At 65.3% G+C, this 25225-nt stretch carries 23 protein-coding genes and 2 pseudogenes; 12 read left to right on the top strand and 13 right to left on the bottom strand.

Features of this window, described 5'->3' with window-relative positions:
- The first annotated feature begins 6 nt into the window (after nt 1-6).
- The 6 genes and pseudogenes from AC13C7_RS19335 to AC13C7_RS19310 all read left to right on the top strand — a co-directional run bounded on the left by AC13C7_RS19335 (nt 7) and on the right by AC13C7_RS19310 (nt 4869).
- Nucleotides 7-1164: a multicopper oxidase domain-containing protein gene (locus tag AC13C7_RS19335; RefSeq protein WP_482868430.1), complete on the top strand. Its 1158-nt coding sequence runs from the start codon at nt 7-9 to the stop codon at nt 1162-1164.
- A gap of 80 nt (nt 1165-1244) precedes the next feature.
- A complete protein-coding gene (locus tag AC13C7_RS19330; protein WP_482868429.1) occupies nt 1245-2171 on the top strand; it encodes a heme o synthase in 927 nt (308 codons plus the stop codon).
- A 45-nt stretch (nt 2172-2216) separates the two neighbouring features.
- Nucleotides 2217-2622, top strand: a pseudogene (locus tag AC13C7_RS19325) (transposase); the annotation flags it as partial.
- Nucleotides 2623-2659: 37 nt separating this feature from the next.
- Nucleotides 2660-3280, top strand: a pseudogene (locus AC13C7_RS19320) (NADPH-dependent FMN reductase).
- Nucleotides 3237-3620, top strand: coding sequence for an NAD-binding protein (locus tag AC13C7_RS19315; RefSeq protein WP_172319883.1), 384 nt, complete (start codon nt 3237-3239; stop codon nt 3618-3620). The pseudogene AC13C7_RS19320 and the gene AC13C7_RS19315 overlap by 44 nt, the downstream one beginning before the upstream one ends.
- A 217-nt stretch (nt 3621-3837) precedes the next feature.
- Complete coding sequence (locus tag AC13C7_RS19310) at nt 3838-4869, top strand: glutathione S-transferase C-terminal domain-containing protein (RefSeq protein ID WP_482868428.1); 1032 nt, start codon at nt 3838-3840, stop codon at nt 4867-4869.
- A gap of 74 nt (nt 4870-4943) precedes the next feature.
- Here the strand turns inward: AC13C7_RS19310 and AC13C7_RS19305 are convergent, their stop codons facing one another.
- The 6 genes from AC13C7_RS19305 to AC13C7_RS19280 form a co-directional block, all read right to left on the bottom strand.
- Complete coding sequence (locus AC13C7_RS19305; RefSeq protein ID WP_482868427.1) at nt 4944-5300, bottom strand: PRC-barrel domain-containing protein; 357 nt, start codon at nt 5298-5300, stop codon at nt 4944-4946.
- Between the two features lie 89 nt (nt 5301-5389).
- Nucleotides 5390-5575 carry a DUF3008 family protein gene (locus tag AC13C7_RS19300; RefSeq protein WP_482868426.1) on the bottom strand — a complete coding sequence of 62 codons (186 nt, stop codon included), beginning with the start codon at nt 5573-5575 and terminating at the stop codon, nt 5390-5392.
- Between the two features lie 65 nt (nt 5576-5640).
- The gene (locus AC13C7_RS19295) at nt 5641-7179 is read right to left on the bottom strand and encodes a trimethylamine methyltransferase family protein (protein ID WP_482868425.1); all 1539 of its coding nucleotides are present in this window, start codon (nt 7177-7179) and stop codon (nt 5641-5643) included.
- The gene (locus AC13C7_RS19290; protein WP_482868424.1) at nt 7176-9614 is read right to left on the bottom strand and encodes a GcvT family protein; all 2439 of its coding nucleotides are present in this window, start codon (nt 9612-9614) and stop codon (nt 7176-7178) included. Before AC13C7_RS19290 ends, AC13C7_RS19295 begins: the two co-directional genes overlap by 4 nt.
- 9 nt (nt 9615-9623) lie before the next feature.
- Complete coding sequence (locus AC13C7_RS19285; RefSeq protein ID WP_172319889.1) at nt 9624-10520, bottom strand: homocysteine S-methyltransferase family protein; 897 nt, start codon at nt 10518-10520, stop codon at nt 9624-9626.
- On the bottom strand, nt 10517-12967 hold the full coding sequence (locus tag AC13C7_RS19280; RefSeq protein ID WP_482868423.1) for a GcvT family protein: 2451 nt from the start codon (nt 12965-12967) through the stop codon (nt 10517-10519). Before AC13C7_RS19280 ends, AC13C7_RS19285 begins: the two co-directional genes overlap by 4 nt.
- A 223-nt stretch (nt 12968-13190) precedes the next feature.
- Here AC13C7_RS19280 and AC13C7_RS19275 point away from each other — a divergent pair, with 223 nt between their 5' ends.
- Entirely contained in the window at nt 13191-14060 is an 870-nt protein-coding gene (locus AC13C7_RS19275) for a LysR family transcriptional regulator (protein ID WP_446120993.1), read from the top strand.
- Between the two features lie 6 nt (nt 14061-14066).
- Here AC13C7_RS19275 and AC13C7_RS19270 read toward each other — a convergent pair whose 3' ends face one another.
- A complete protein-coding gene (locus AC13C7_RS19270) occupies nt 14067-14273 on the bottom strand; it encodes a hypothetical protein (protein ID WP_446120995.1) in 207 nt (68 codons plus the stop codon).
- Between the two features lie 114 nt (nt 14274-14387).
- On the opposite strand from AC13C7_RS19270, the gene AC13C7_RS19265 reads away from it, so the two are divergent.
- Entirely contained in the window at nt 14388-15224 is an 837-nt protein-coding gene (locus AC13C7_RS19265) for a LysR family transcriptional regulator (RefSeq protein WP_482868422.1), read from the top strand.
- Between the two features lie 9 nt (nt 15225-15233).
- Here the strand turns inward: AC13C7_RS19265 and AC13C7_RS19260 are convergent, their stop codons facing one another.
- From AC13C7_RS19260 to AC13C7_RS19250, 3 genes are read right to left on the bottom strand one after another with little or no spacing between them, the layout of a single operon-like run.
- Nucleotides 15234-16247 (bottom strand): AbrB family transcriptional regulator, encoded by a 1014-nt coding sequence (locus tag AC13C7_RS19260; protein WP_172319894.1) that lies wholly within the window; start codon nt 16245-16247, stop codon nt 15234-15236.
- A 51-nt stretch (nt 16248-16298) separates the two neighbouring features.
- Complete coding sequence (gene trhO, locus AC13C7_RS19255; RefSeq protein WP_172319895.1) at nt 16299-17204, bottom strand: oxygen-dependent tRNA uridine(34) hydroxylase TrhO; 906 nt, start codon at nt 17202-17204, stop codon at nt 16299-16301.
- A gap of 52 nt (nt 17205-17256) precedes the next feature.
- Nucleotides 17257-18432: an alpha/beta hydrolase gene (locus AC13C7_RS19250; RefSeq protein ID WP_482868421.1), complete on the bottom strand. Its 1176-nt coding sequence runs from the start codon at nt 18430-18432 to the stop codon at nt 17257-17259.
- Between the two features lie 131 nt (nt 18433-18563).
- On the opposite strand from AC13C7_RS19250, the gene pncA reads away from it, so the two are divergent.
- Nucleotides 18564-19169: a bifunctional nicotinamidase/pyrazinamidase gene (gene pncA / locus AC13C7_RS19245; protein WP_482868420.1), complete on the top strand. Its 606-nt coding sequence runs from the start codon at nt 18564-18566 to the stop codon at nt 19167-19169.
- A 30-nt stretch (nt 19170-19199) separates the two neighbouring features.
- Here the strand turns inward: pncA and AC13C7_RS19240 are convergent, their stop codons facing one another.
- On the bottom strand, nt 19200-20312 hold the full coding sequence (locus AC13C7_RS19240; protein WP_482868419.1) for a THUMP domain-containing class I SAM-dependent RNA methyltransferase: 1113 nt from the start codon (nt 20310-20312) through the stop codon (nt 19200-19202).
- A 120-nt stretch (nt 20313-20432) separates the two neighbouring features.
- Here AC13C7_RS19240 and AC13C7_RS19235 point away from each other — a divergent pair, with 120 nt between their 5' ends.
- From AC13C7_RS19235 to AC13C7_RS19225, 3 genes are all read left to right on the top strand, one after another.
- Nucleotides 20433-21701, top strand: a complete 1269-nt coding sequence (locus AC13C7_RS19235) for a peptidoglycan-binding domain-containing protein (RefSeq protein WP_482868418.1) — start codon at nt 20433-20435, stop codon at nt 21699-21701.
- Between the two features lie 94 nt (nt 21702-21795).
- Nucleotides 21796-23088, top strand: a complete 1293-nt coding sequence (gene pncB, locus AC13C7_RS19230) for a nicotinate phosphoribosyltransferase (protein WP_482868417.1) — start codon at nt 21796-21798, stop codon at nt 23086-23088.
- 75 nt (nt 23089-23163) lie between these two features.
- Nucleotides 23164-23808 carry a calcium-binding protein gene (locus AC13C7_RS19225; protein ID WP_482868416.1) on the top strand — a complete coding sequence of 215 codons (645 nt, stop codon included), beginning with the start codon at nt 23164-23166 and terminating at the stop codon, nt 23806-23808.
- A 34-nt stretch (nt 23809-23842) separates the two neighbouring features.
- Here the strand turns inward: AC13C7_RS19225 and arfB are convergent, their stop codons facing one another.
- Together arfB and AC13C7_RS19215 are read right to left on the bottom strand one after the other, a co-directional pair.
- Nucleotides 23843-24262: an alternative ribosome rescue aminoacyl-tRNA hydrolase ArfB gene (gene arfB, locus AC13C7_RS19220; RefSeq protein ID WP_482868415.1), complete on the bottom strand. Its 420-nt coding sequence runs from the start codon at nt 24260-24262 to the stop codon at nt 23843-23845.
- A 294-nt stretch (nt 24263-24556) separates the two neighbouring features.
- Nucleotides 24557-25180 carry a queuosine precursor transporter gene (locus tag AC13C7_RS19215; protein ID WP_482868414.1) on the bottom strand — a complete coding sequence of 208 codons (624 nt, stop codon included), beginning with the start codon at nt 25178-25180 and terminating at the stop codon, nt 24557-24559.
- Nucleotides 25181-25225: the final 45 nt, after the last annotated feature.

Here is a 25225-nt window from a genome sequence, read left to right as displayed (position 1 = left end):
ATGATCATGCGATTGTTTCTGATAATTGGGCTGATCCTTCTTGGAGGGACAGGCTATTTCATCGTCGTTCAGACCCCGCCGACAGTGCAGGCCACGCCTGCGGTTGGCGAGATCGTGCGGCTTCGCGAAGAGGGCATCCTGCCGGAAGGGATCATGTTCGAGAACGAAGAAATCGAGCACGACATTTTCGGGGTGCCGCCCGAAGATGAAGCGATGATCGAGGCCGCCATGGCGAACATGGATATGGACATGGGTGGCATGGACATGGGCGGCATGGACATGGGCGGCGATGGTGACATGGATATGGCCGCTGACGGCGATATGGACATGGCCGCTGATGTCGACATGGACATGGCCGCTGATGGCGACATGGACATGGCCACTGACGGTGACATGGACATGGCCGCTGACGGTGACATGGACATGGCCGCTGATGGCGACATGAACATGGCCGCTGACGGCGGCATGGACATGGCCGCTGACGGTGACATGAACATGGCCGCGGACGGCGACATGGACATGGCCACTGACGGCGACATGAACATGGCCACTGACGGCGACATGAACATGGCCACTGACGGCGACATGAACATGGCCGCTGACGGCGACATGAACATGGCCGCTGATGGCGACATGAACATGGCCGCGGACAGCGGCATGGACATGGCCACCGACGGTGACATGAACATGGCTGCCGACGGTGGCATGGACATGGCCGAAGGCGGTGCTTTCGACGAGGAGGAAGCCGAGCGGCTGATGGCAGGTCAGATGGCCGGTTTGATCATCACCGACGAGGGCGACTTCGATCGTGAGATCGAACTGTCGATGTCGGAATGGACGTTCTCGGACCTTGAAATCGACGCCCAACCCGGCGAGCGGATCCGCTTCACCCTGCGCAATGACGGCAATATCGTGCACGAGTTCATGTTCATGGGCATGGCGCAGATGCAGGGTGTGAACTACCGCGCCCGTCGTGCGGACTGGAACCTGCTGGAGCACGAAGCGCTCTACGAGCAGTCGCTGGTTCTGCCGGGAGAGGAGATCACATTCGTCGCCGAGGTGCTCGCGCCCGGTGCCTGGATGTTCATGTGCATGCTGCCCTATCACATGCAGATGGGCATGATGGGCCAGATGGCGACCGAAGGCATGGCCATGGAGATGTGACCGGCGGGCCGAGTCACGATCAGAACACGGTCCGGCGCACGCGCCGGGCCCACCACCCCTCATCCGAGCGAGAGTGACCGATGTCCGATACCACCAGCAACGCGACCGGCCTGCTCCGGTCCGGATTGCCCAGCTATCTGGCGCTTCTGAAGCCGCGCGTCATGTCACTGGTGATCTTTACCGCGACTGTGGGGGTCTTTGCCGCCCCGGTTGCGGTGGGTCCACTGAACGCCATCCTGTCGTTGCTGTTCATCGCCATCGGCGCCGGCGCCTCGGGCGCTTTGAACATGTGGTGGGATGCCGATATCGACGCCCAGATGCGGCGCACCCGCAACAGGCCGATTCCCAACGGCCAGGTCACGCCACGCGCAGCGCTGGTCTTCGGCCTGGCTCTGTCGGTCCTGTCGGTGGCCGCCCTGTGGGCGGTGTCGAATGCGCTGGCTGCGGGGCTTCTGGCGTTCACCATCTTCTTCTACGCCGTGATCTACTCGATGATCCTGAAGCGGCGGACACCGCAGAATATCGTGATCGGCGGCGCCGCCGGCGCGTTCCCGCCGATGATCGGCTGGGCAGCCGCGACCGGTTCGGTCGGGATAGAGAGCCTGATGCTGTTCGGCCTGATCTTCTTCTGGACACCGCCGCATTTCTGGGCGCTGGCGCTTTACATGCACGACGATTACACCCGCGCCGGGGTTCCGATGTTGACCGTCACCCACGGCCGTGCGGTGACGCGGCGACGCATCCTGCTCTACAGTGTCGTGCTGGCGGTCATATCCGTGGGCGTGGGGGTTTCGGCCATTGGCGGCCCGATCTTCCTGGCGGCAGCGGTGGTGCTGAACGTTGCGCTCTTGCGTGGTGCCGCGACGATCTCGGCGCGGGGCGAGGACGCGGCCGGCGCCGACCGTTACGAGACCGAACGCCGGTTCTTCCGGCTGACGCTCTACTATCTTTTCACCCTCTTCGCTGCCATCTGGCTGGAGGCGGCTATCGGGACCGCTGGCTTCTGAGGTCTTTCCGAGTGTCTTGCACCGGCTTGCAGCCCGATGGGCGGGGTGGAGTATCCGTTCGCCGGAAGCCGGATGATGAAGGGGGCTTTTGCGCCAGGAAGGCTTCACCGCTGGTCGGCTGCACGTCGCGACTTGCATGATGGTGATGGGGATAGAGGCGCTCTATCGCAGGCCGAATACCAGCAGACCCACACCCGGCCACAAGATATATCCGTATCTGTTGCGCAAGCTGGCGGTGAACCGTCCCAATCAGGTCTGGGCGATGGACATTACCTACATCCCCATGGCCCGAGGGTTTGTTTATCTGGTTGCCGTGCTCGACTGGTTCAGCCGGAAGGTGCTGGCCTCGCGACTCTCGGTCACACTGGAAACTGCGCCGTGCCTGAAAGCTTTGAACGAAGCGATCCGTAGGTTTGGCAAGCCGGAGATCATGAACTCGGATCAGGGTAGTGTCCCTGGAGATGGTGTAGGAGGCCGCGCGCGAAGCCATTGGCTTAGCGCAGCACGCGGCCGGGCTGGCGGCCACCAACAGCCGCAATTCCATCAACCGCGCCCTGGTTGAATTCGCCGCCAAGCGCCTCCGCTCCTCGGTGTCGCAGGAAGCGGAGGTCGCCTTCGTCAACCTGACCGACTTCGAAATGCCGATCTACTCCATCGATCGCGAGCGTGCGTCCGGTATCCCGCAGGCTGCCCGGAGCTTCTTCGACCTGATCGGCGCGGCGGAAGCGGTGCTGGTCTCCTTCGCCGAGCATAACGGCACGGTCACATCCGCCTAGAAGAACCTCTTTGACTGGATGAGCCGGATCGACAGACAGGTCTGGCAGGGCAAGCCTGTCGTCTTCCTTGCCGCCTCGCCGGGGCCGCGGGCCGGCGCGGGCGTGCTGGGCCATCAAGCGCAGCTGGCGCCGTTCTTCGGGCCGATCTGCGCGGCGTGCAAGGGATCGGCACATGGGGCGAAGCTTGGGACGCCGAGACCGGGTCGCTCACCCGTGTCGAGGACATCGCGGCGCTGGACGCCGCTCTCTCAGGACTGGTCACGGAACAGGCACGCAAAGGAGAGGCCGCATGAGCCCGAAGTCAAGCGAGCCGAAGCTTGTCATCGTCGGTGACGGCTACCTGGGCAGCGACCTGGCGAAATCGCTCGACGCGGTGATGGATGTCACCCTGATCGAGCGCGCTAGCCATTTCACCCACGCCCCCGCGATGATCCGCGCCATGGTCGACCCGGCGCTGCTGGACCGGGCGCTGATCCCCTACGACGGGCTGCTGGGGCGCGGGCGGGTGATCCGGGGCGAGGCCGCTTCGATTGACGGTACCGGGGTAATGCTGGCCGACGGCACGCAGATTGCGGGCGACTATATCGTGCTGGCCACCGGCTCGTGGAATTCCGCACCGTTCAAATCCGCGACGGGCGACATTGAGGGGCCAAGGGCCGACAATGCGCGCTGAAACGCCGCCCTGCACGAAGCGTCCCGGGTTCTGATTATCGGCGCAGGGGCGGGCGAAACACTACGCGCGCACCTACATCGGCAACGGCGCAGAATGCCCTTGATGAAGGATGGGCGGGCGCGGCCCCGAACCGGGACCGCAACGGCATCGGACAGCCGAAGAAGGGCTTGCCGTGCCGTTCATCTTGCCTCACCTTCCGAGGGATGGGGGGGCTGGCATGACCGAACCACGCAAAGACGCATCCGTCGAGGAAGACCAGACCGACGCCGCCAAACGCCGGGCAGAGGGCGAATTCGTGCGGGGCGTCAGCGGCTTCCGGCACGCCATTGGCGATCCCGATTTCCCGCCAGAGCCAGGACGCTACCACCTCTTCGTGGCCCTGAACTGCCCCTGGTGCCACCGCGTCACGCTGGCCCGGAACGTCCTGGGTCTGGGCGATGGGCTAACGATGGATGTGGTGTTTCCGAACCGCACTGACGAAGATGACCCCGAAGGTCCGAACCTGTGGCAGTTCAACCCAACCCGTCCCGCCAGCCTGACCGGCGCGCCGCTGCCTGAATGCACCTCCGAGACCGGGACCGGCAGATCGCACCGCCTGGTCCGCGACATCTACCGCGCTGAAGGGTCCGACGAACAATCCGTTCCGATCCTCTACGACAAGCAAGCGGGCCGCGTCGTCAATAACGAGAGCGCCGAGATCCTGCGCATGTTGAACGCCGCCGCCGGGCCGCTGGGCAGCACCCTGTCCGACACCGACAGGCCCGACCTCTACCCGGTTCAGCCCGGCCTTCGCAGCGAGATCGAGGATCTCAACGACCTGATCTACACCGCCATCAACAACGGGGCCTACAAGGCCGGGTTCTCATCGGACCAGGCTGCCTATTCAGATGCGTTCAAGGCCTATTTCAATGCGCTGGACGCCCTGGAGGCCCGCTTGTCCGACGGACGCCCTTTCCTGACCGGCCCAGATTTCACCGAAGCCGATCTGCGCCTGTTCCCCACCCTCTACCGTCACGACCCGGTCTATTACGTCCGGATGAAGCTGAATGGCGCGCGCATCCTGGATTATCCACATTTGTGGCGCTGGCTGTGCCGTGCCCATGCCCTGCCCGGAGTCGCGGGCAGCGGATCGCTGATCCATTGCCGGCAAGGCTATTTCGGCAGATCGTGGAACGGCACCATCCCGTTGGGACCATTCAGGCCGATGCCCTACCCAGAGGCCTACGCGCACCCGGAACTTTGCGACTGATCCAATTTGGATCTGAACCGCATTCGGCACCCCAGACCGGCGCGCGTGAGTCGCGGGCCGGATCGTGCGACCGTTCAGAACCAGTAATACGGCACCCCGAAATGGTCGTGGGCGCGTTGTTCCCACTGCCGGTCGCGGTACCATTCGTCATGCGGCTCGGGGGCGCCCTTGACCTCTTCTTCCGTGATGTCGGTGCGATAGGCGCCAAGCGAGGGGTCGTAGCGCAACCTCTTCCACGGCACCGGGTAGTGATCCTTGCCAAGGCCGAGGAAGCCGCCGAAGCCGACACTGGCATAGGCCACCTGGCCGGTTTCGCGTTCGATCATCAGGTGGTCGATCTCACCGATCTTGGTGCCGCTCGGGTCCACGACGGGGTTGCCGTTCACATCGCCCGAACTGATCAGGGGCGTCGATTTCACATAATCATCCATGTCCAGGTCTCCTTTCAGGTCTCTGCAAGGAAAACGTGGCGGAAGAGGCGTTCGTTCCCGCCCCCTCATGGCGGTCGGCCAAAATGCGCTCAGCCGTCTTTCTTGTCGGGCAGCCCCTTACGGTCGGTCGCGGCGTAATCCTGCAGCTCCGCCTCGCTCATCTCGTCATACATCTCCTCCGAGGCGCCTTGCAGCTCGGATACCTTGGTTTCGCCGCGCTTGGCCGCCAGGGCCGCCCCGGCCGCTTTCTGTTGTGCTTTCGATTCTGCGGGCATGGCGCGCGCCCTCCTGCTTGCGTTGCAATGCAGGGGAAACGCAGCATGCAAGGGCGGGGTTCCGTTCAGATCACGATGTTGAACTGCGCCCGGATCGCCCGGTCGATATCCGGGGCCAGCGTGCTGCCCGCCTTCTCAAGAATCGCATTCTTGCGCGCAATCGCGGCGTCCAGCAGCTTGGGCTTGCCCGCCTCGCCCCATTCCTTCGGGCTCATCCGGTTGCCGACCGCCGGGTAGATATATTCCGTCTGCATCAGCGCCAGCGTCTGGTCCGATCCCAGGTAATGCCCCGGCCCCTCCAGGCAAACCGCGCGCATCACCTCGATCGACAGCGCATCCTCGGTCACGTCGATGCCCCGCACACAGCGCAGCGCCTGCCCCAGGATGTCATCGCCCATCACCAGGCTTTCCAGGCAATACCCAAGCAGCGAGGCATGCATCCCCACCGCCTCATAGACCATGTTGAGGCCCGAAAGCCCCGCCATCACATTGGTGATCCCCTGTTCCCACCCGGCCTGCATGTCGGGCAGCTTGCTGTCCGAGATCCCCGCCGCCGCGCCGCCCGGAAGGCCGTAGAACTGGTGCATCTGCGCGCAGCCCGCCGTCAGCAGCGCCTGTTCCGCCGACCCGCCCGACATCGCGCCGGTGCGCAGGTCGCTGACAAAGGGCCAGGTGCCGAACACCGCCGGATGACCCGGCTGGATCGCGTTGACATAGACCACGCCCGCCAGGCATTCGGCGACGGCCTGCACGATGGCGGATGCAATCGGCGCGGGCGCGGTGGCCCCGGCCTGACCGGCGGAAAGCAGCAGAACCGGCATCCCGCGCCGGATGCAATCCTCCATCACGAGGCAGCTTTCCTCGGCAAATTTCATCGGCGGCACGACGAAACAGTTGGAGTTCGACACGAAGGGCCGCGCCCGCCACGCCGCCTCGCCGCCCGCGATCATGTGCAGAAGGTCGAAACAGCCCGCGACATGGGAGGGGTCGGAAAACGAGGTGCCGATATGCTTGGTCGTGCCCGAGCAGCTTGCGAATATCGTGTTGATATCCATGTCGAAATTGTCGGTTATATCGCGACAGACCATGGGCCGCTGGAAGAAATGCACATTGTCCAGGTGCTGCACCAGCCGCGCCGCGGCATAGAGATCGGCGGTGCTGCTTTCGCGGTAGGTGTCGGTTTCAAGGTCCACCACATGCACCGCCGCGCCTGCCGTGCCGTAATGCACGCGCGTGCCCGACAGGTGCAGATCGTGTTTCGGATCGCGCGCCATCAAGGTGATGTCGCGCGCCGCCAGCGCCAGCATGTCCTCGACCAAGGCACGCGGAAATCGCAGCCGCCCGTCATCGCCCTGTACCGCGCCCGCCGCCGTCATCGCCACCACCCCCGAGGGCGGGGCCTGCGCCAGTCCGATCTGCTCCAAAGCCTGCAACGCGGCCTCATGGATGCGGGCGATATTGGCCTCGCTCAGGGGCTTGTATTGCCCGCCCGACAGGCCGGGGCGCACGGGGCGCATGTTTTCGGCCAGCGGGGCCGCGCGCAGCGCCTTGCGGGCGGCGCGCCCGCCCGACCGCTTCGCGCGTGTGGAGGTTTCCGTCGTCATTGCTTCACCCTTTCCGACCGTGGGTCATAGAGCGGCCTCAAACTGGCCATGGCCTCGTGACGCGTGCCTGCGATCTCGATCTCGTAGGATGAGGCCAGCACATCGGCGGGAGCCTCGCCCTTGCAGGGCACATAGCCAAGCCCGACAGCCGCGCCCAAATGATGCCCGTAATTGCCCGAGGTGAGGTAGCCCACCATCTTGCCATCGCGGATGATCGCCTCATTGTGGAACAGCATCGGCTCAGCGTCGCGCAGTTGGAACTGCACCAGCCGCCGCGCCAGACCTTCCTCGCGCTTGCGCAACACCGCGTCACGCCCGATGAAATCGCCCTTGTCGGGCTTGACGGCAAAGCCAAGCCCCGCCTCAAGCACGTGATCCTCATCGGAAATGTCATGTCCGAAATGGCGAAACGCCTTTTCCGTCCGGCACGAATCCAGCGTGTGCATCCCGCAGAGCTTCATCTCCGGCGCGGCCTCGGTCAGCGTCTCGAAGACATGCGCCGCCTGATCGGAGGAAACATAGAGCTCCCATCCCAATTCACCCACATACGTGACCCGATGCGCCCGCGCCAACCCCATCCCGATCTCGATCTCGCGCGCAGTGCCGAAGGGGTGCGCGGCGTTGGAGAAATCGTCGGGGCTGACCGCCTGCATCACCTCACGCGCCTTCGGCCCCATGACGCACAGAACCGCCTCCGCCGCCGTCACATCCGTGATCACCGCCAGGTCGTCGCCAAGGTTCCGCCGCAGCCAGTTAAGATCGCGTTGCAGCGTCGCCCCCGGCACGACGAGGAAGAACGCGGTCTCGGACAACCGCGTCACCGTCAGGTCGCATTCGATCCCGCCGCGCGCGTTCAGCATCTGCGTATAGACGATGCGCCCCGCCGCGACATCCATCTGCCCGCCGCAGACCCGTTGCAGGAAGGCCAACGCCCCCGGCCCCTCGACCCGGATCTTGCCGAAACTGGTCATGTCGAAGAACCCGACCGCTTCGCGCACCGCCTTGTGTTCGGCGGCGTGGTTGGCAAACCAGTTCTGCCCCTTCCAGTCGTAGCGATATTCGCGCTCCTGCCCCTCATCCGCGAACCAGTTGGCCCGCTCCCATCCGGCCATTTCCCCGAACACCGCGCCGCGCGCTTTCAAATGTTCATGCAGGGGCGACCGCCTGATGCCACGCGCGGTTTCCACCTGCCGGTAGGGGTAGTGATCGGCATAGAGCAGGCCCAATGTCTCGCTCACCCTCTCGCGCAGATAGCGCCGGTTGCGCTGGAACGGCTGCGCCCGGCGGATGTCGGATTCCCACAGGTCAAAGGGCGGCTCGCCATCCTCGATCCACTGCGCCAGCGCCATGCCCGCCCCGCCCGAGGAGACGATCCCGATGGAGTTATACCCGGCCGCCACCCAGTAGCCGCGCAATTCCGGCGCTTCGCCGAGGTAATAACGGTCATCCGGGGTGAAGCTTTCCGGTCCGTTGAAGAACGTATGAATGCCCGCCGTCTCGAACAGCGGCACCCGGTTCATCGCCATCTCAAGAATGGGCTCGAAATGGTCGAAATCCTCGGGGAGGCTGTCAAACTCGAAATCCTCCGGAATGCCCGCCATCCCCCAGGGCTTCGCGCGCGGCTCGAACGCGCCGAGCATCATCTTGCCCGCGTCCTCCTTGTAATAGGCGCATTCATCGGGCACCCGCAGCACCGGCAGCCTCCCCATGTTTTCAACGGGTTCGGTCAGCAGGTAGAAATGCTCACACGCATGCAGGGGCAGCGTGACGCCGGATGCAGCCGCCAGATCGCGCCCCCACATGCCGCCGCAATTGATCACCACATCCGCCGCGATATGGCCCTGTTCACCGCCGCGCTCCCAATCCACGCCGGTCACCCGCGCGCCGTCATCGGTGACGCGCGCCACTTTCACACCCTCGATCACCTGCGCGCCCCGCATCCGCGCGCCCTTGGCCAGCGCCATGGCGATATTGGCGGGGTCGCATTGCCCATCGAGCGGCAGATGCACCGCGCCGACCACGTCCGAGACATTGAGATGCGGATACATCGCCTTGACCTCTGCGGGCGAGATCTCCGCCACCTCCACATCCAGCGCGCGCGCCAGCGTCGCCTGGCGCAGCAATTCCTCGTGCCGGTGCTCCGTCAACGCGACCGAGATCGACCCGTTCTGCCGCATCCCCGTGGCCACGCCGGTTTCAGCCTCCAGATCGACATAAAGACCGGCGGAATACTTCGCCAATTGCGTCGCGTTGTGGGTATTCCGAAGCTGCCCGATCAGCCCCGCCGCATGCCACGTGGTGCCACAGGTCAACTGCTTGCGCTCCAGCAGCACGATGTCGGTCCAGCCCAGTTTCGCCAGGTGATAGGCGACCGAACAGCCCGAGACGCCGCCCCCGATGATGACGGCACGGGCGTGGGTGGGAATGGGTTTCATGGCGCGACCTCAGATTATCTGGTGACCCGCGGCGCGCAGCCGCGTGGCGATTTCCGCGATATGGGCGGGGCCGATCTCGCAGCAACCACCGAGGATCGTGGCGCCTTGATCGACCCAGGTGAGCGCGAGCCTGGCATAGGCGTCGGGCGTCATATCCGCGCGTTCCTGCAACGCATCCACCGTCGGCGCCTCTTCCAGGAATCCTTCGGAAATGCGCGTGAACCCGTTGGCATAGGCCCCGAACGGCACCCCGAACCCCTTGAGGATCTCCAGCCCGTCGGCCACCACCTCGGGCCGGGTGCAGTTGATCAATACGGCCTCGGGCGCGAAATCCGCGACCACAGGGGCCAGGTCATCCACCCCCTCGCCCGAACGCAGCCGCGTTCCATCCCCGTCCATGGTCGAGACCGCCAGCCAGACCGGCTTGCCCGCCTCCTTCGTCCCCTCCAACGCCCCGATTGCATGCTTCACCGACACCACCGTTTCGATCAGGAAGAGGTCGACCCGGTCGCGGATCAGCCCCACGATCTCGGCGTAGATCGCCCCCGCCTCTTGCGGGTCGGGGCACAGGTCGGGCCGGTAGGACGCCCCGAGCGGCCCAAGCGCGCCCGCCACCCGTCCAGCGCCAAAAGCCTCCCGCGCCGCGACAGCGCCACCCACCGCCGCGGCCAGCAGATCCTCGAACCGCTCCTCGACGCCCGCGCGCACCAGCCGGTCGCGCAGCACCGCGTAGGTGTTGGCCGTCGCCACCGTCGCCCCCGCGGCGAAGTAATCCCGGTGCAGCCCCGCCACCAGATCGGGTTTCTCCATCATCACCGTGGTGGACCAGAGCGGCGTCGGACGGTCGCCCGCCCGCTTGACCAGCTCCTGCCCGATGGAGCCGTCCATGAGGGTCACGCGGCTCACGCCCGCAACCTTTCATTCTCGGGATCCCACAGCGGCCGATCCTCCTGCACCACCGCGCGGTGTTTCTGTCCGTAGATTTCTACCTCCAACTCGGTCCCCGGCACCGCCAGTTCGGCCCGCACCATGCCAAGCGCGATCGAGGCATTCACCCGGTAGCCCCAGCCGCCGCTGGTGGTCTCGCCGACGATCTCATCGCCGTGCCAGAGGCAGGACATATAGGGCGCATCGGCCTCCCCCGCCTCCACGATCAGCGTCACAAAGCGCTTGGACACGCCGCGCTGCTTCTCGGCCATAAGCGCGGCTTTGCCCGGAAACTCCTGCGGCTTGTCCAGTTTCACAAAGCGGTCCAGCCCGCCCTCAAGCAGGCTGTAATCGGTGGACAGATCGCCCTTCCAGGCGCGGTATCCCTTCTCCAGCCGCAGGCTGTTCAACGCATACATGCCAAAGGGCTTGGCCCCGGCGGCGATCACCGCATCATGGATCGCGGGCATATCCGCGTTCTCGGCATGGATTTCCCATCCCAACTCGCCCGCGAAAGACAGCCGCACCAGCGCCGCCCAACGGCCCGCGATCTCGGTCTCCTGAAGGCTCAGCCAGGGCAGGGTCAGGTCGGCATCGCAAAGCGTGGCCATCAGGTCGCGCGACTTCGGCCCGGTCACGATCAGGGTCGACATCCGGTCGGTCCAGTCTGTCAGGGTGAACCCCGCATCCTGCGGCATGTGGCGCGTCAACCAATCCCGGTCATGCCATTGCGCCGAGGCCGCCGTGACCAGGATGAACAGATCCTCCGCCTCGCGCGCGACTGTCATCTCGGTCACGATCCGCCCGCGATGATCGGCGAAATAGACCAGCCCGGCGCGGCCCAGTTTCGGCAGCGCCCCGGCCACCAGCCCGCGCAGCCACTCATCCGCGCCCGGCCCTTCGACCTTGAACCGCGAGAACCCCGGCAGGTCCAGCACGCCGACATGATCGCGCACCGCCTCGCATTCCTCGCGGATGCGCGCCTCCCACGGGCCGCTGCGGCCCCAGGTATGCGTCGCCTCAAGCGAGGTATCGTCGCCCGGCTTGGCGAACCAGTTCGCCCGCTCCCACCCGTTATAGGCGCCCATCACGCCGCCCGCCGCGATCACGCGGTCATGCACGGGCGACAGCTTCCGGTCGCGTCCGGCGGGCCATTCATGCCAGGGGAAATGCATCGCGTATTCGTTGCCATAGGTCTCCATCCCCTTGACGACGCAATAGGCGTGATCGGTGTAATCTGTGTAGCGGCGCGGATCGACGGCCCACATGTCCCATTCGGTCGCGCCATCGACGATCCATTCGGCCAGCACCTTGCCCGCCCCGCCGCCCTGCGCGATACCGAAGGTGAAGACGCAGGCCTCGAAGGCGTTTTTCACCCCCGGCATCGGTCCAAGCAGCGGCAGCCCGTCGGGCGCGTAGGGGATCGGCCCATTGATCACGCGGGACACGCCCGAGGTGCCAAGCAAAGGCACCCGCTCCATCGCATCGGTGACGATCTCCTCGATCCGGTCCAGATCGTCGGGGTAGAGCTGAAAGCTGAAATCCTCGGGCATCGGGTCGCCCGGATCCTCCCATGCGGCCCGGCAATTCGGCTCATAGGGCCCAAGGTTGAAGCCGTTCTTCTCCTGCCGCAGATAGTAGGAGACATCGACATCGCGCAGAAGCGGCAGCTTGCGGCCGTTCTCCTTCGACCAGGCCACAACCTCCGGCACCTCCTCCGACAGCAGGTACTGATGGCTCATCACCATCATCGGCACGGTGCGCCCGCCATAGGGCTTGAACCACTCGCCCACCCGCTGCGCATAATAGCCTGCGGCGTTGACCACGTAGTCACAGCCGATATCGCCCTTTTCGGTGTGGACGATCCAGCCCTCGCCGTCCTGCGTCACCCCCGTCGCAGGCGTAAACCGCAGGATCGCGCACCCCATCTCCCGCGCACCCTTGGCCAGGGCCTGGGTCAGCTGCGCCGGGTCGATATCGCCGTCATTCGGATCATAGAGCGCGCCCGCCAGGTCATGTGTTTCCAGGAACGGATAGCGCGCCTTGGTTTCTTCAGGGCTGAGGATCTCGATATCCATCCCCTGGTAGCGCCCCATCGCGGCGGCGCGCTGAAACTCCTGCATCCGCAGCTCCGAATGCGCCAGCCTGAGAGACCCGGACTGGTGATAATTCATCGGGTAATCGACCTCATCGCCCAAGCGCGCATAAAGCTCGGTCGAATAGCGCTGCATGTTCATGATGCCCCAGGAGGTGCTGAAGGTCGGCACATTCCCCGCCGCGTGCCAGGTCGATCCGGCGGTCAGCTCGTTCTTCTCCAGCAGAACGCAATCCGACCAGCCCCGCGCCCCCAGGTGATAGAGCACCGAGGCCCCCACGACCCCGCCGCCAATGATCACGACGCGCGCGCGCCCTGGAATCTCAGCCATCGAACCCCTCCGCAAATCAGCCTCGCCAAAGCCTATCCGCGCGCCCACCCTGCTATCAATCGCCCGTAATCGCCCTTTTTAATCGACAAGTCCGATTAGCTTCTTCATTTTGCCGAAAATACCTCAGAGGGTTTGGGAGAGGATCTCCCAAGCGGTCGGGCGAGGGCTCCCGCCGGGGGGCCCGAGCCCGACCGCACCCAAGCGCACCGGAAAGGCCCACGCGATGCAGATCGAACTTGTCGAAACCTTCCTTGACCTCTGCGACACGCGCAGCTTCAACCGCACCGCGGACCGGCTCGGCGTCACCCAATCCACCGTCTCGGGCCGCATCAGGAGCCTGGAGAAATCCCTCGACCGCAGGCTCTTCCAGCGCAACCGCTCCGGCACGTCGCTGACCCTCGAAGGGCTGCGGTTTGAGCCCCACGCCCGCGCCCTGCGCGTCGGCTGGTCCGAGGCCCTGCGCGCCACCCGCGATGCGGGGCCCACCGCGACCACCCTGCGCGTCGGGCTGCAACGAGACCTGACCTCACCGCAGATCGGCGACTGGGTGCGTGCCTTCCGCGCCTACCTGCCCGACACCGCGCTCTATATCGAGGCCGATTTCTCCACCCAGATGTGCAACGACCTGATGCAGGGTATCCTTGACGTGGCGGTGATCTACACGCCGAAACCGCACCCAGATCTCTATTTCGAAACCCTCTCCGAGGTCCGCTTCCGGATGATCTCCGACGTCGCCGACACGCTCGCCGCAATCCCTGCCGACAGTTACGTGCAGGCCGCGATCAGCGATGCCTTCGACCGTCTGCACAAGACGCTTTTGCCGGGGCTCAGCGCGTCGGCCATCCAATGCGGGCAGAACTCGCTGACCTCGGCCATGCTGACCGCGCTTGGCGGATCGGGCTACGTGCTGGAGGATACCGCGGCCGATCTGACCGCCACCGGGCGCTTCGCTTACGTCGACCGCGCCCCGGTTATTCCGCAGCCGGTCTATTCCGCGATCCACCTGCGCAACCGGCACCGCTCCTCCTACCGCAAGCTGATCCAGCTTCTCGGCGCGCATGTGCCGGGGCATCGGGGCTTTGATCCCGGTTGATCCGGCTCAATCCCGGATCTCCTCCTGTCGGGTGACCGCGCCGTGCAGCCACAGGAAGAAACCGGCGAAGATGAGGCCGCCGCCAAAGCCCGAGAAGGCCAGCCAGCCCGCGAAATTGCCGGTGACCATCACCGCGATCCCGGCGGCGATCACCAGGATACTCAGCAGCAATTCACGCTTGGCGGGGGTTCTGAACAGGTTTGCAAGGGTCATGATGGGCACTCCTGACATGTCACGTTTCGGGGGAGCCTCAAGGATACGCCTATCATTAAATTAGTAAAACGAATATAATTCGCCTATCAAATCGGATTATTCGATGGGAACGCCATGAATATCGAACAGGCCCGCAGCTTTCTGGCGGTGGCGGATACCGGCAGCTTCGTCGCCTCCGCCGAACGGCTCCATGTCACCCAATCGACCATCAGCGCGCGGATCAGGACGCTTGAAGAGGTGTTGGGATGCACCCTCTTCCAGCGCAACCGCACCGGCGCGACGCTGACGGGCGCGGGGCTTCGGTTTCAGCCCCGCGCGCTTCAGATGGTGCGCGCGTTTGAAAGGGCGCGGCGCGAGACCGGCCTGCCCGACACCATTCGCGCGCAGGTCGCCATCGGGGCCCGGTTCGGGCTGTGGGATGCGCAAGCGGTGACCTGGCTTGAGGATCAGTCCCGCCGCCGCCCCGACGTGTCCTTTCGCGCCGAGATCGCCTTTGAACCGGAATTGATGCAAGGTCTCATCGACGGCCATCTCGATATCGGCCTCATGTACACGCCGCAGCACCGCCCCAGGCTGGAACAGCTTCCCTTCCGCATCGAACGCCTGCGCCTCGTCTCGTCCGACCCTGAAACGCCGGTGCGGCCCGACCATTACGTGCATATCGAATGGGGGCCCGAGTTCGACGCGCAGCTGGCCGCCGGGTTCCCCGAGTTCTTCCGCACCCGGATGTCGTTCAACATCGGCTGGCTGGCGCTGCAATATCTCAAGAACGCGCGCGGATATGCCTATTTCCCCGACCGCTTCGTGCGCCCCGAGCTGGAGACGGGGGTGTTTCACATCGTCGAGGACGCCCCGGTGTTCGAGCTTCCCTCCGCGCTGGTCATCCGCTCGGACCGCGACCGCGCCCTGATCGACCCGATGGTCGACAGCCTGCGCCGCCTTGCCGGGTGATCCCGCGCCTCAGCGCCGGTTGATCCAGCGAAAGAACAGCGGCGCCGAGAAGACCACGATCGCGATCCGCACGATATGGGTGACCGAGACATAGGCGATGTCGCCGCCCAGGGCGAAGGCCAACAGGCTCATCTCGGTCAGACCGCCCGGCGAATAGGCCAGGAAGGCCTGCGCCAGGTCGGTCGCGGTCAGGCTGGCCACGACCCAGGCAAAGCCCACGCCGGTGATCAGCATGATGGTTGTCGAAAACACCGACAGGAACAGGTCGCGCCCGACCTCGCGCAGTCTCGCGCCCAGGAACCGCGTGCCGATCAGCGAGCCCATCACCACCTGTGCCGCGATCACAAAGACCGTCGGCGGCGGCAGGTCGACCAGTTGCACGACATGCGCCGCCGCGCTCAGGATCATCGGCCCAAGCAGGCGCTGCGCGGGCAGGCGCAACAGGCGACCGAACGGTACGCCCAATGCGGCGCAACCGATCAAGATCAGGTAATCCAGCACCCCCGGCGCGCCGATCGGGGTCCAGATCCCGCCGTTGCGCCCCGATTGCACCCCCAGGACCAGCCCGAAGAACAGGCCCACGAAGGTGACCGTCAGCAGCACGCGCGACGCATGGGCCAGCGCGATCCGCCGCTCCTCGCCTCCCGCCTCGCCACCCAAGAGCAGCATCTCGTTCAGCCCCCCGGGCATGGCGCTGAAATAGGCGGTGACCGGATCGAACCGGCCAAGATGGCGATAGATCAGGTACGACCCGCCCGCCGCCGTCATCAGGAACGGGGCCAGCACAAGGAAGGAAATGCTCCAATCGCCCAATGCCTCGAAGGTCTCGGCGCTGACACCCGAGCCCAGCATCACCCCGATGATCGGCACGAAGATGTTGCGCAGCGGCATCGAGGCCCGGACAGGTGCGCCCGCAAGTGCGGCCACCGTATTGCCCAGCATCGCGCCCAGCATCCATGGCAGGGGCATCCCGGCCATATAGGCCAGCCACCCAGAAGCGAGGCCCACCGCCAGCGATGTCATCACCCCGCGCCAGTCCGGGCCGCCGAATATGCCAATCAAAGCGGCCAAACCCTATCCGCCCGCCAGATGGGTTTCCCCGCGCGCCTTCGCCAGCGCGATCTGTTTCTGCCGCTCGCGGAACCGGGCGCGATCGGCCTCGGAGTGTTCATTCACGCAATGATGGCACTGCACGCCCGCTTCATATTCGGGCCGCTCCATGTCCCGCGGTGTCAGCGGACGGCGGCAGGCGCGGCACAGAGCGTGCGGGCCTTGGCTCAACCCATGCCCGACCGAGACCCGCTCATCGAAAACGAAACAGTCGCCCTGCCACAGGCTCTCCTCCTCGGGCACATCCTCCAGGTATTGCAGGATTCCGCCCTTGAGGTGGTAGACCTCCTCAACGCCTTGGGAAATCAGGTAGTTGGTCGATTTCTCGCAGCGGATACCGCCGGTGCAGAACATCGCGATCCGCTTATTGTGAAACCGGTCCTTGTTCGCCTCCCACCAGGCGGGGAAGTCGCGGAAGCTTTCGGTCTCCGGGTCCACTGCCCCCCGGAACGTGCCGATGGCGGTCTCGTAATCGTTGCGCGTGTCGATCACCGCCACATCCGGCGCGGAAATCAGCGCGTTCCAGTCCCGCGCCCGAACGTAGTGACCCACCGCCGCCTTGGGATCGACCCCCGGAACGCCCAGCGTCACGATCTCCTTTTTCAGGCGCACCTTCAGGCGGCCAAAGGGAGGGCTGTCGCTGGTGCTTTCCTTCCACTCCAGACCGGCACAGCCCGGCAAGCCCCTGATATGGGCCAGCACCTCGTTCAACCCGTCACGCGGCCCCGCGATGGTGCCGTTTATCCCCTCGCCCGCCAGCAAAAGCGACCCGCGCACGGCATTGGCCGCGCAGACCGCGCGCAGCGGCGCCTGCAAGGCGGCGGGATCCTCGAACCGGGTGAAGTGATATAGCGCGGCAATGGTATACATGCGCGCGGTGTTACGCCTCTGTCCGGGGATGCTCAAGACCCCTGCCCGCGCGTCAGTCGCGCGCCAGGAACTCCAGGATAGCATCGGTCTGCTGCTGCCAGGTGGGATCGGGCGTCAGGCACAGCGTGTTGCCGCTTTCCACCACAAGGAACTCCGCCCCCTCGATCCCCGCCGCGATCAGGCGGCCCTCGGTGATCGGGTGAACCACATCATTGCGCGCATGGATCACCAGCGTTGGCACCGACACCTTGCCCAGATAGGGCCGCGCGTCGAACCGGTCGATGGTCTCGCGGTTGATCACGGATTCGCGCGCCGAGGTGGCCTTGCCGACATAGGTGATCAACTCGGTGATCTCGTCGAACCGCAGCCCCGGCACCGCCATCGTCATCCAGGCCCGCATCAGGCCGCTTTGCGGGTCGCCCCATCCACCGGCGTGGATCAGCGACAGGAACGGATCGTCGCGCGCAGGCGTATCGGGGGCACCGCGCAGGGCCCGCCCGCGCGCATAGCCTTGTTGCAGCACCAGCTTGCTGACCCGCTCGGGATGCTCCGCCGCGCATTGAATGGCAACCGCAACGCTGTTCAGGGTGGCCAGGATCGGGAACCTCTCCAGTCCGGCGGCATCCGCCACCGCCAGCAGATCCTCGACATGGGCCCGCATCGGCGACACCGTCCCGCCGCTATCCGACAGCCCCGCGCCGCGCATGTCGTAGCGCACCAGTTGATGCGCGGCCCCCAACGCGTCGAAGGTCGGACGCAAGAGCGGGCTGAGCCAGTCCAGTTCCAGATGCGTGACGTGATGCGACGCCTTGAGCAGCGGCGGCCCATCGCCCGAGATCGCATAGGCCAGCATCGTGCCATCCGCCGAGGTCGTGTAGCGCGTCACCTGGTTGCCACGCGGGCCCGCGGCGGGAGCCCCCTCATGCGTCACCGGCACCGCCAGCTCGATCCCCCGGCGCGGCACCGTGCGGATCACCGCCTGCCGCTTGCCGTCATCGCCCACCGCGCTGCGGGCGGCGTTGATCCGCGCGCTGATCGTCGCATCCGACACGATCCGGCCCTTCCAGACGGTCTCGATCAGCTTGTCGCGGCTGACCAGGGCGCCTGCGTTCTCGGCCAGGACACAGAGCAGGTCGAACACCTGCGGCTCCACCGCCTGCACCTCGCCGCCGCGCAGCAGGCGAAAGCTGCCGGTGTCCAGAACGCAATCGGCAAAATGATACTGCATCGGCGGGCCGCCTTCCCTCGTTGCGGAAGGATCGGGAGTTTTCGCCGCAAGATCAAGGATATTGCGCGTTGCCAATGGCGCCATCCTGCGTAGGGTATGGGGAACACGCGCATATCCAAGGACGAGGCCCCATGCACCCAGACACCCATGCCCTGATCGTCATCGACGTGCAGAACGACTTTTGCCCCGGCGGTGCGTTGGCCGTCGATGGCGGCGACCAGATCGTGCCCGGCATCAACGCGCTGATGGAGGATTTTTCCGCCATTGTCCTGACCCAGGACTGGCACCCGTTCGGCCATTCCAGCTTCGCCAGCGAGCACCCCGGCGCCGCGCCCATGTCGGTGGTGGAGTTTCCCTATGGCCCGCAGGTTCTCTGGCCCGATCACTGCATCCAGTCGAGCCCCGGCGCCGCCTTCCACGCCGACCTGAACACCGTCGCCGCCGACCTGATCATCCGCAAGGGCTTCCGCCCCGCCATCGACAGCTATTCGGCCTTCTTCGAGAATGACCACGAAACCCCGACAGGGCTTGAGGGCTACCTGCGCACGCGCGGCATCACGCGGTTGACCATGGTGGGCCTCGCCACCGATTTCTGCGTCAAGTTCTCGGCCGTGGATGCCGCGAGGTTGGGCTTCGACGTGACCGTGCAGATGGACCTCTGCCGCGCCATCGACCTCGACGGGTCACTCGCTGCGGCGATGGACGAGATGAAATCCGCCGGGGTGACGCTGGCGTAGGGTGGGCAGGTCTGCCCACCGCGCCCCACCTCACGGCAACGCGTCCGTCCGCCACAAATGCACCTTCAACCCCCCGAAACTGACCGCCCTGCCCTGCGGCAACCACGGCAGCCCGGTCGCCTTCGCCAGCCCCGCGTCACTCGTCACGAGCCCCACGCGCCAACCTGAAAACCGCTCCGCCAGCACCTTGCCGAGCGTGCCGTAAAGCGAAAACAAGAGCTTCCGGTTGCCCACCCGCGCCCCGTAAGGCGGGTTCACCATCACCAATCCCGGCGGCCCCTCGGGCGGCTGCAAGTCGCTGATCGCAGCCCGTGCAAACGCGGTCACGCCCGAGACACCGGCCCGCTCGGCATTGGCCTGCGCCCCCCGGATCGCGCCATCGTCGCGGTCATAGCCGAAGAACCGCACCGGCCCCTCTGCCGTCACATCCCGTTTCATCGCCGCGAACGCGCCCGCACCGAAGCTTGCCAGATCCTCGAAGGCAAAGCGCCGTGACCGCCCCGGCTGCATCCCTGCCGAAACCTCCGCCGCCTCGATCACGAATGTCCCCGACCCGCACATCGGATCGACGACCGGCCCGGTGCCGTCAAACCCGCATTCCGCCAGGAACAGCGCCGCGAGATTCTCCCGCATCGGGGCCTTGCCGACAAATTCCTTGTGCCCGCGCCGATGCAGCGCCACGCCCGAGCTATCGACGCTGATCGTGCACAGATCATCCTCGATCCGCACCTTCACCACCAGTTCCGCCTCGGGCGAAAGCGTCACGCCAAGCTCCTCGACCAGGGCCCGCTCGACCCGCTCAGCCGCCGCCTTGGCATGGTAAATCTTCGACTTGCGGCAAGTCACCTCTACCCGGACCGGCACATCCCGGCGCAGGACATCCCCCCAGGGAAATTTCCGCGCCCGCTTGTCCAGCTGCGCCAGGTGCATCGCCCGGAACGCCCCCAGCCGCACCAGCACCCGGCCCGCGCCGCGCAACTCCAGGTTGGCACGCCAGACATCGGCCCAGCCGCCCGCCACCTCGACGCCGCCCGCCACGGCGCGCGGCTCGGCAAACCCCCTGGCCGCCGCCTCTTGCGCAAGCGCCGCCTCCAGTCCGGGGGCGGTGGCCAGAAAAATGGAATATCGCGCGTCTTCGGTCATCCCCCTCCCCTATCGCCAAATTCCGTCGGGACAAAGGGCCAAACCTTCCCCACCGTTAACCTTTTGGTAAGGATCGGTCCGACAAACAGGACCTGTCACTTTTTGTAATCGGTCGGTGCGATGATGCGTGTGTTTCTGTCTGCTTGTCTCCTCGCGGTCGTTCTGACCCGTCCCGCATCCGCGCAACAAGATCCCCTCGCGGGCAGTCTGGACGCCATCGAAACCCGCCTGGCCGAGGTCGAGCGCGATCTTGCGGGCTATGAGGGCGGCGCGATCCGGGACATCCTGCTTCTGCGTCGCCAGACCCTCGCGCTGACCCGCGACATGATCACGCTCAGACTGACCGGAGAGGCCACAGGCGCCTCAGAAGACCTCCGCCTGCCCACCCGGACGCCCGATCCGGCCCGCGCGGGCCAACTGGCAGGCGAGATCGCCGCCGCCGAGGCCCGCGTCGAAACCGCAAGGCGCGAGGCCGAGGGGACCGGTGGCCTGTTGCAGCTTTCGGCACTCGCGGCCTATCACGCCGAGCAATTGGGGCTGACCCGGCTCAGGCTTGCATGGTTCGAGGCGGAGTATGGCATCGCCCTGCCCACCCCCGGCGCCGCCGCGCCCGAAACCCCGCCCCCGGAGGTCGCCAGCGCGCCCGCCCCCGCGCCGGAACAGCCCACCGACCCCTGGGTCGATCCGCGCTTTCCCCAGATCGACTATGCGCGCCCCGCCTTTCGCCAGCTGCACCAGGAGGGGTTCGAGGTCAGCGGCTGGTGGGGCATCTCCCGCGAGCGCGCGCCGCTCGATGACAGCCTCAGCATCACTGCCATCAACGTGGCCGAGTTCTCGACATCGGGCTATGGCGACAACCCGTCCCTCATCGTCAGTTGCCGCGAAGGGACGCCCGCGCTCATCTACGATACGGATGACTACCTGCTGACCAATATCCGCAGCAATTCCATCGAGGTGACGTTCCGCATCGGCGATAACCCGGCGGAAACGCAGCAATGGTCCAAGCTGACCACCGGCGAGGGCGCGGGCCTCTTCGGTGATCGCGCCATTGCCCTGATGCGCCGCATCTACGACGCAGACCGGATTTTCCTGCGCCTCGTCGAGCGCAATGGCCAGACCCATGACGCGCTCTTCCCGCTCGATGGCGGCCCCGCCGCCTATGACGCCGCCGCCAATGCCTGCGGCTTCTCCACCCTGTCGCTGTCGCGCGACGACTATCTGGCGTTGCAGACCGCCCTCACCCGCGCGGGCCATGATCCCGGCACGCCCGACGGCAACTGGGGGCCGGCCTCGCGTCAGGCCATGCGCGCCTTCCAGGCCGCCAATGGCCTGCCCGAAACCGGGCAACCCGACCGCGCCTCGGTCGCCCTGCTGCGCGGCGAACCGTAATAGGCGGCCATTCCGCTTGCAAATGGCCCGCCCGGTTTGCTCTAACCGATGCAAACGGCCATCCCCCGGCCCGCTGTCACGGAAAGGCCGTTCCATGGTCGATATCGCCGCCCGCGTCTACAATCACAAATGGAAGATCGACCCGATCGTCCGCTCCCTCATCGACACCGATTTCTACAAGCTGCTGATGTGCCAGTCGGTGTTCCGCAACAAGCCCGACACGGATGTCACCTTCTCGCTCATCAACCGCACCCACCGCATCAAGCTGGCCCACCTGATCGACGAAGGGGAGTTGCGCGAACAGCTCGACCACATCCGCTCGCTCCGCCTGTCCCGCGGCGAAAGCACCTGGATGCGCGGCAACCTCTTCTACGGCAAGCGCCAGATGTTCCGCCCCGATTTCATGGACTGGCTGGAGAAGCTGTCCCTGCCCGCCTACCACCTGGAAAAACGCGACGGCCAATATGAGCTGACCTTCGAGGGCGCCTGGCCCGAGGTCATGCTGTGGGAGATCCCGGCGCTGGCCGTGCTGATGGAGCTGCGCGGCCGCCGCGTACTGGCCGATATGGGCCGGTTCGAGCTTCAGGTGCTCTACGCCCGCGCCATGACGAAACTCTGGCAGAAGGTCGAAGCCCTGCGCGACATCCCCGACCTGCGCATCGCCGATTTCGGCACGCGGCGGCGCCATTCCTACCTCTGGCAGGATTGGTGCGTGCAGGCGATGATGGAGGGTCTGGGGCCGAAATTCACCGGCACCTCCAACTGCCACATCGCCATGCGGCGCGAGATCGAGGCCATCGGCACCAACGCCCATGAACTGCCCATGGTCTACGCCGCGCTGGCGCAGGATGACGCCGCCCTCGCCCAGGCCCCCTATGACGTGCTCTCCGACTGGCACGAGGAACATTCCGGCAACCTGCGCATCATCCTGCCCGACACCTACGGCACCGAAGGCTTTTTGGCGAACGCCCCCGACTGGCTGGCCGGCTGGACCGGCATCCGCATCGACAGCGGCGACCCCGCGACGGGCGCCGAGATCGCCATCGCCTGGTGGAAGAGCCGCGGCGAGGACCCGGCAGAGAAGCTGGTGATTTTCAGTGACGGGTTGGACGTGGAGAAAATAGCCGAGCTCCAGGCGCAATTCGCAGGCCGGGTGAAGGTCTCGTTCGGGTGGGGCACGCTGCTGACCAACGATTTCCGGGGCCTCGTGCCGGATGACGCCCTGGCCCCGTTCTCGCTGGTCTGCAAGGCGGTGGCCGCGAACGGGCGGTCGACGGTGAAGCTCAGCGACAACCCGGAGAAGGCGATGGGGCCGGAGGCGGAGATCGCCCGGTACAAGCGGGTGTTTGGCGTGGGGGAGCAGGAGCGGGTGGAGGTTGTGGTTTAGGGTGAACGAGATACCGCACTTGACGCCGTCCCGTATTTCACAACTATGGCCGTTGTTAGCAAAAGGTATCAGAGTATGACACTATTGGCCCAAGTCGACGGAACCTGGCTAGTTGTTTCCGGCGAAGCAGCAATCGACACCGACGGAAACCCCCGCGTCAGCATCGTTCGCCAGCTTTATGACGTTGAAGTCGAGGACAATGACGATATCGGAACCCTGATCCCGATCACGGACCCCGTCTACAGCAACGTTGTCAATATCGACGCGCGAGGTCTGACAAACGCGGGCGCATATATCTACTCGGCACCCTTGGGAGATGTAATCATCCGTGCCACGCAGCAGGATGATTACATCTATAGATATTCAGGTAGCGACGGAAACGACCGCATCGTCACCTATGGCGGGAACGACAGGGTCTCCAGCGGGGGCGGCAACGACCGCATCAATGCCGGAACCGGCGATGACGACGTAGACGCGGGCGAAGGCAACGATACCATCATCGCGCACAGGGGCGACGATGTCATCGATGGCGGCGAAGGCATCGACACGCTGATTTTTCGCGGCAACCTGTCGGAATACGAGCTATCCATCGAAGCCGGCAGATACGTGATCAGCCATCAGGACGGCACCGGCTTCGACGGAACCGACACGTTCGCCAATGTCGAGTTTCTCCAGTTCGCCGATCAGACGGTGGAAACAGCGGATTGGATCCTAGTGTAGCTCGGGGCGGGGTTCACCCTGCCACCCCCACCATTCACTCCGGATCCACCCCACCCCTGAGCCGCTTCACCTCGCCCCGCGCCTTCTTCGCCTCCACCCGCTTGCGCTTCTGGTTCAGCGACACCCGCGTCCGCTTGCGCTTTTTCGGCACCTCCGTCGCGCGCAACACCAGTTCCGCCAGCCGCTCCCGCGCGATCTCGCGGTTCCTCGCCTGGCTCCGCGTCTCCTGCACGAAGATCACTACCGCGCCGTCCTTGGTCCAGCGGCTCCCCGCCAGCCGCCTCAGCCGCCGTTTCACCGCGTCCGCCAGATGCGGCGAGCGCTCCGCCTCGAAGCGCAGTTCCACCGCCGTCGAGACCTTGTTGACGTTCTGCCCGCCGGGGCCCGAGGCGCGCACGAAGCTCTCCGTCAGCTCCCATTCGGCGATCTCGATCTGGTCATTCACGCGCAACATGTCGCCTCAGGGGGTGTACGGGGGGTGCATCGGGGGGTGTACAGAAAGTCACCCCCCCTGATCAAACGAAAAGGGCCGCCACGACGGGCGACCCTTCACGAGAATTTAAGGAGGCGGGGCCGGTTAGACCGAGGGCCCACCTGGGGCGGTTTCCACCGCTAGGATTGCCTAAAGGCGACCTCCCCAGACTGTCCCGACGCCATTCTCCAATACCTCTCTAGACACTGGATCACCTCCTTTCGTTTGTTTCTGTTAGGGGCAGGTTGCCATAGATTTTGTGTTTGTCAAAACTTTTTATGCAACCCCTGCGATCAGCCGCCGTGTGATCATGCGAAACGGCACCAGTGCCAGGATCGCAAGCGCCAGCTTCACGCCCCAATCGGCAACCGCCAAAGACACCCAGAGCGGCACCTGCGGACCCAGGCCCAAAAGCGGCAGAACCTCCCCCGCCCAGGCAACGTCATTGGCGGGTTCCAGAAAGGTCAACGCCCCCGAAAACGCCACCGTAAAGAAGATCGCCGTATCCACAGAAGACCCGATCAGAGTCGATGCCAAAGGCGCCCGCCACCACGCGCCGCCCCGCAAGCGGTTGAAAACGCTGACATCCAGAAGCTGCGCGGTCAGGAAGGCCAGGCCCGAACCAAGCGCGATGCGCCATGTCACAAGGGGGCCGAACTCGCCCATGATCTGCGTGCCGACAAGCGAACAGAGCACGCCGACGACGAACCCCGCGACAACCACGCGGCGGGCAGCGGCAACGCCATAGGCGCGGTTCATCACGTCGGTGATCAGGAAGGCCACCGGGTAAGTGAAGGCCCCCCAGGTCAGCCATTGGCCGAACAGGAATTGCACAAGGATGTTGGAGGCGACAACAGTGGCCGCCATGGCAAGAATGCCGGGCAGGATCGAGCGGGTCATATCTGGCTTTCCGTTTTGACAAGGTCGCGGAGACTTGGCCCTCGG

It is taken from the genome of Alterinioella sp. B-7 (assembly GCF_056857775.1).
The sequence above is the reverse complement of the archived record's forward strand: the minus strand, read 5'-3'. Positions and strand labels throughout refer to the sequence as shown.

Bases quoted from the DNA above. Each gene is read 5' to 3' on its own strand.
- AC13C7_RS19330 (WP_482868429.1), top strand. From the start codon at position 1,245: ATGTCCGATACCACCAGCAACGCGACCGGCCTGCTCCGGTCCGGATTG.
- AC13C7_RS19215 (WP_482868414.1), bottom strand. From the start codon at position 25,180: ATGACCCGCTCGATCCTGCCCGGCATTCTTGCCATGGCGGCCACTGTT.
- pncB (WP_482868417.1), top strand. From the start codon at position 21,796: ATGGTCGATATCGCCGCCCGCGTCTACAATCACAAATGGAAGATCGAC.
- AC13C7_RS19280 (WP_482868423.1), bottom strand. From the start codon at position 12,967: ATGGCTGAGATTCCAGGGCGCGCGCGCGTCGTGATCATTGGCGGCGGG.
- AC13C7_RS19290 (WP_482868424.1), bottom strand. From the start codon at position 9,614: ATGAAACCCATTCCCACCCACGCCCGTGCCGTCATCATCGGGGGCGGC.
- AC13C7_RS19310 (WP_482868428.1), top strand. From the start codon at position 3,838: ATGACCGAACCACGCAAAGACGCATCCGTCGAGGAAGACCAGACCGAC.
- trhO (WP_172319895.1), bottom strand. From the start codon at position 17,204: ATGTATACCATTGCCGCGCTATATCACTTCACCCGGTTCGAGGATCCC.
- AC13C7_RS19270 (WP_446120995.1), bottom strand. From the start codon at position 14,273: ATGACCCTTGCAAACCTGTTCAGAACCCCCGCCAAGCGTGAATTGCTG.
- AC13C7_RS19300 (WP_482868426.1), bottom strand. From the start codon at position 5,575: ATGCCCGCAGAATCGAAAGCACAACAGAAAGCGGCCGGGGCGGCCCTG.
- AC13C7_RS19335 (WP_482868430.1), top strand. From the start codon at position 7: ATGCGATTGTTTCTGATAATTGGGCTGATCCTTCTTGGAGGGACAGGC.
- AC13C7_RS19235 (WP_482868418.1), top strand. From the start codon at position 20,433: ATGATGCGTGTGTTTCTGTCTGCTTGTCTCCTCGCGGTCGTTCTGACC.
- pncA (WP_482868420.1), top strand. From the start codon at position 18,564: ATGCACCCAGACACCCATGCCCTGATCGTCATCGACGTGCAGAACGAC.
- AC13C7_RS19265 (WP_482868422.1), top strand. From the start codon at position 14,388: ATGAATATCGAACAGGCCCGCAGCTTTCTGGCGGTGGCGGATACCGGC.
- AC13C7_RS19315 (WP_172319883.1), top strand. From the start codon at position 3,237: ATGAGCCCGAAGTCAAGCGAGCCGAAGCTTGTCATCGTCGGTGACGGC.
- AC13C7_RS19260 (WP_172319894.1), bottom strand. From the start codon at position 16,247: ATGACATCGCTGGCGGTGGGCCTCGCTTCTGGGTGGCTGGCCTATATG.
- AC13C7_RS19305 (WP_482868427.1), bottom strand. From the start codon at position 5,300: ATGGATGATTATGTGAAATCGACGCCCCTGATCAGTTCGGGCGATGTG.
- arfB (WP_482868415.1), bottom strand. From the start codon at position 24,262: ATGTTGCGCGTGAATGACCAGATCGAGATCGCCGAATGGGAGCTGACG.
- AC13C7_RS19240 (WP_482868419.1), bottom strand. From the start codon at position 20,312: ATGACCGAAGACGCGCGATATTCCATTTTTCTGGCCACCGCCCCCGGA.
- AC13C7_RS19275 (WP_446120993.1), top strand. From the start codon at position 13,191: ATGCAGATCGAACTTGTCGAAACCTTCCTTGACCTCTGCGACACGCGC.
- AC13C7_RS19225 (WP_482868416.1), top strand. From the start codon at position 23,164: ATGACACTATTGGCCCAAGTCGACGGAACCTGGCTAGTTGTTTCCGGC.
- AC13C7_RS19250 (WP_482868421.1), bottom strand. From the start codon at position 18,432: ATGCAGTATCATTTTGCCGATTGCGTTCTGGACACCGGCAGCTTTCGC.
- AC13C7_RS19295 (WP_482868425.1), bottom strand. From the start codon at position 7,179: ATGACGACGGAAACCTCCACACGCGCGAAGCGGTCGGGCGGGCGCGCC.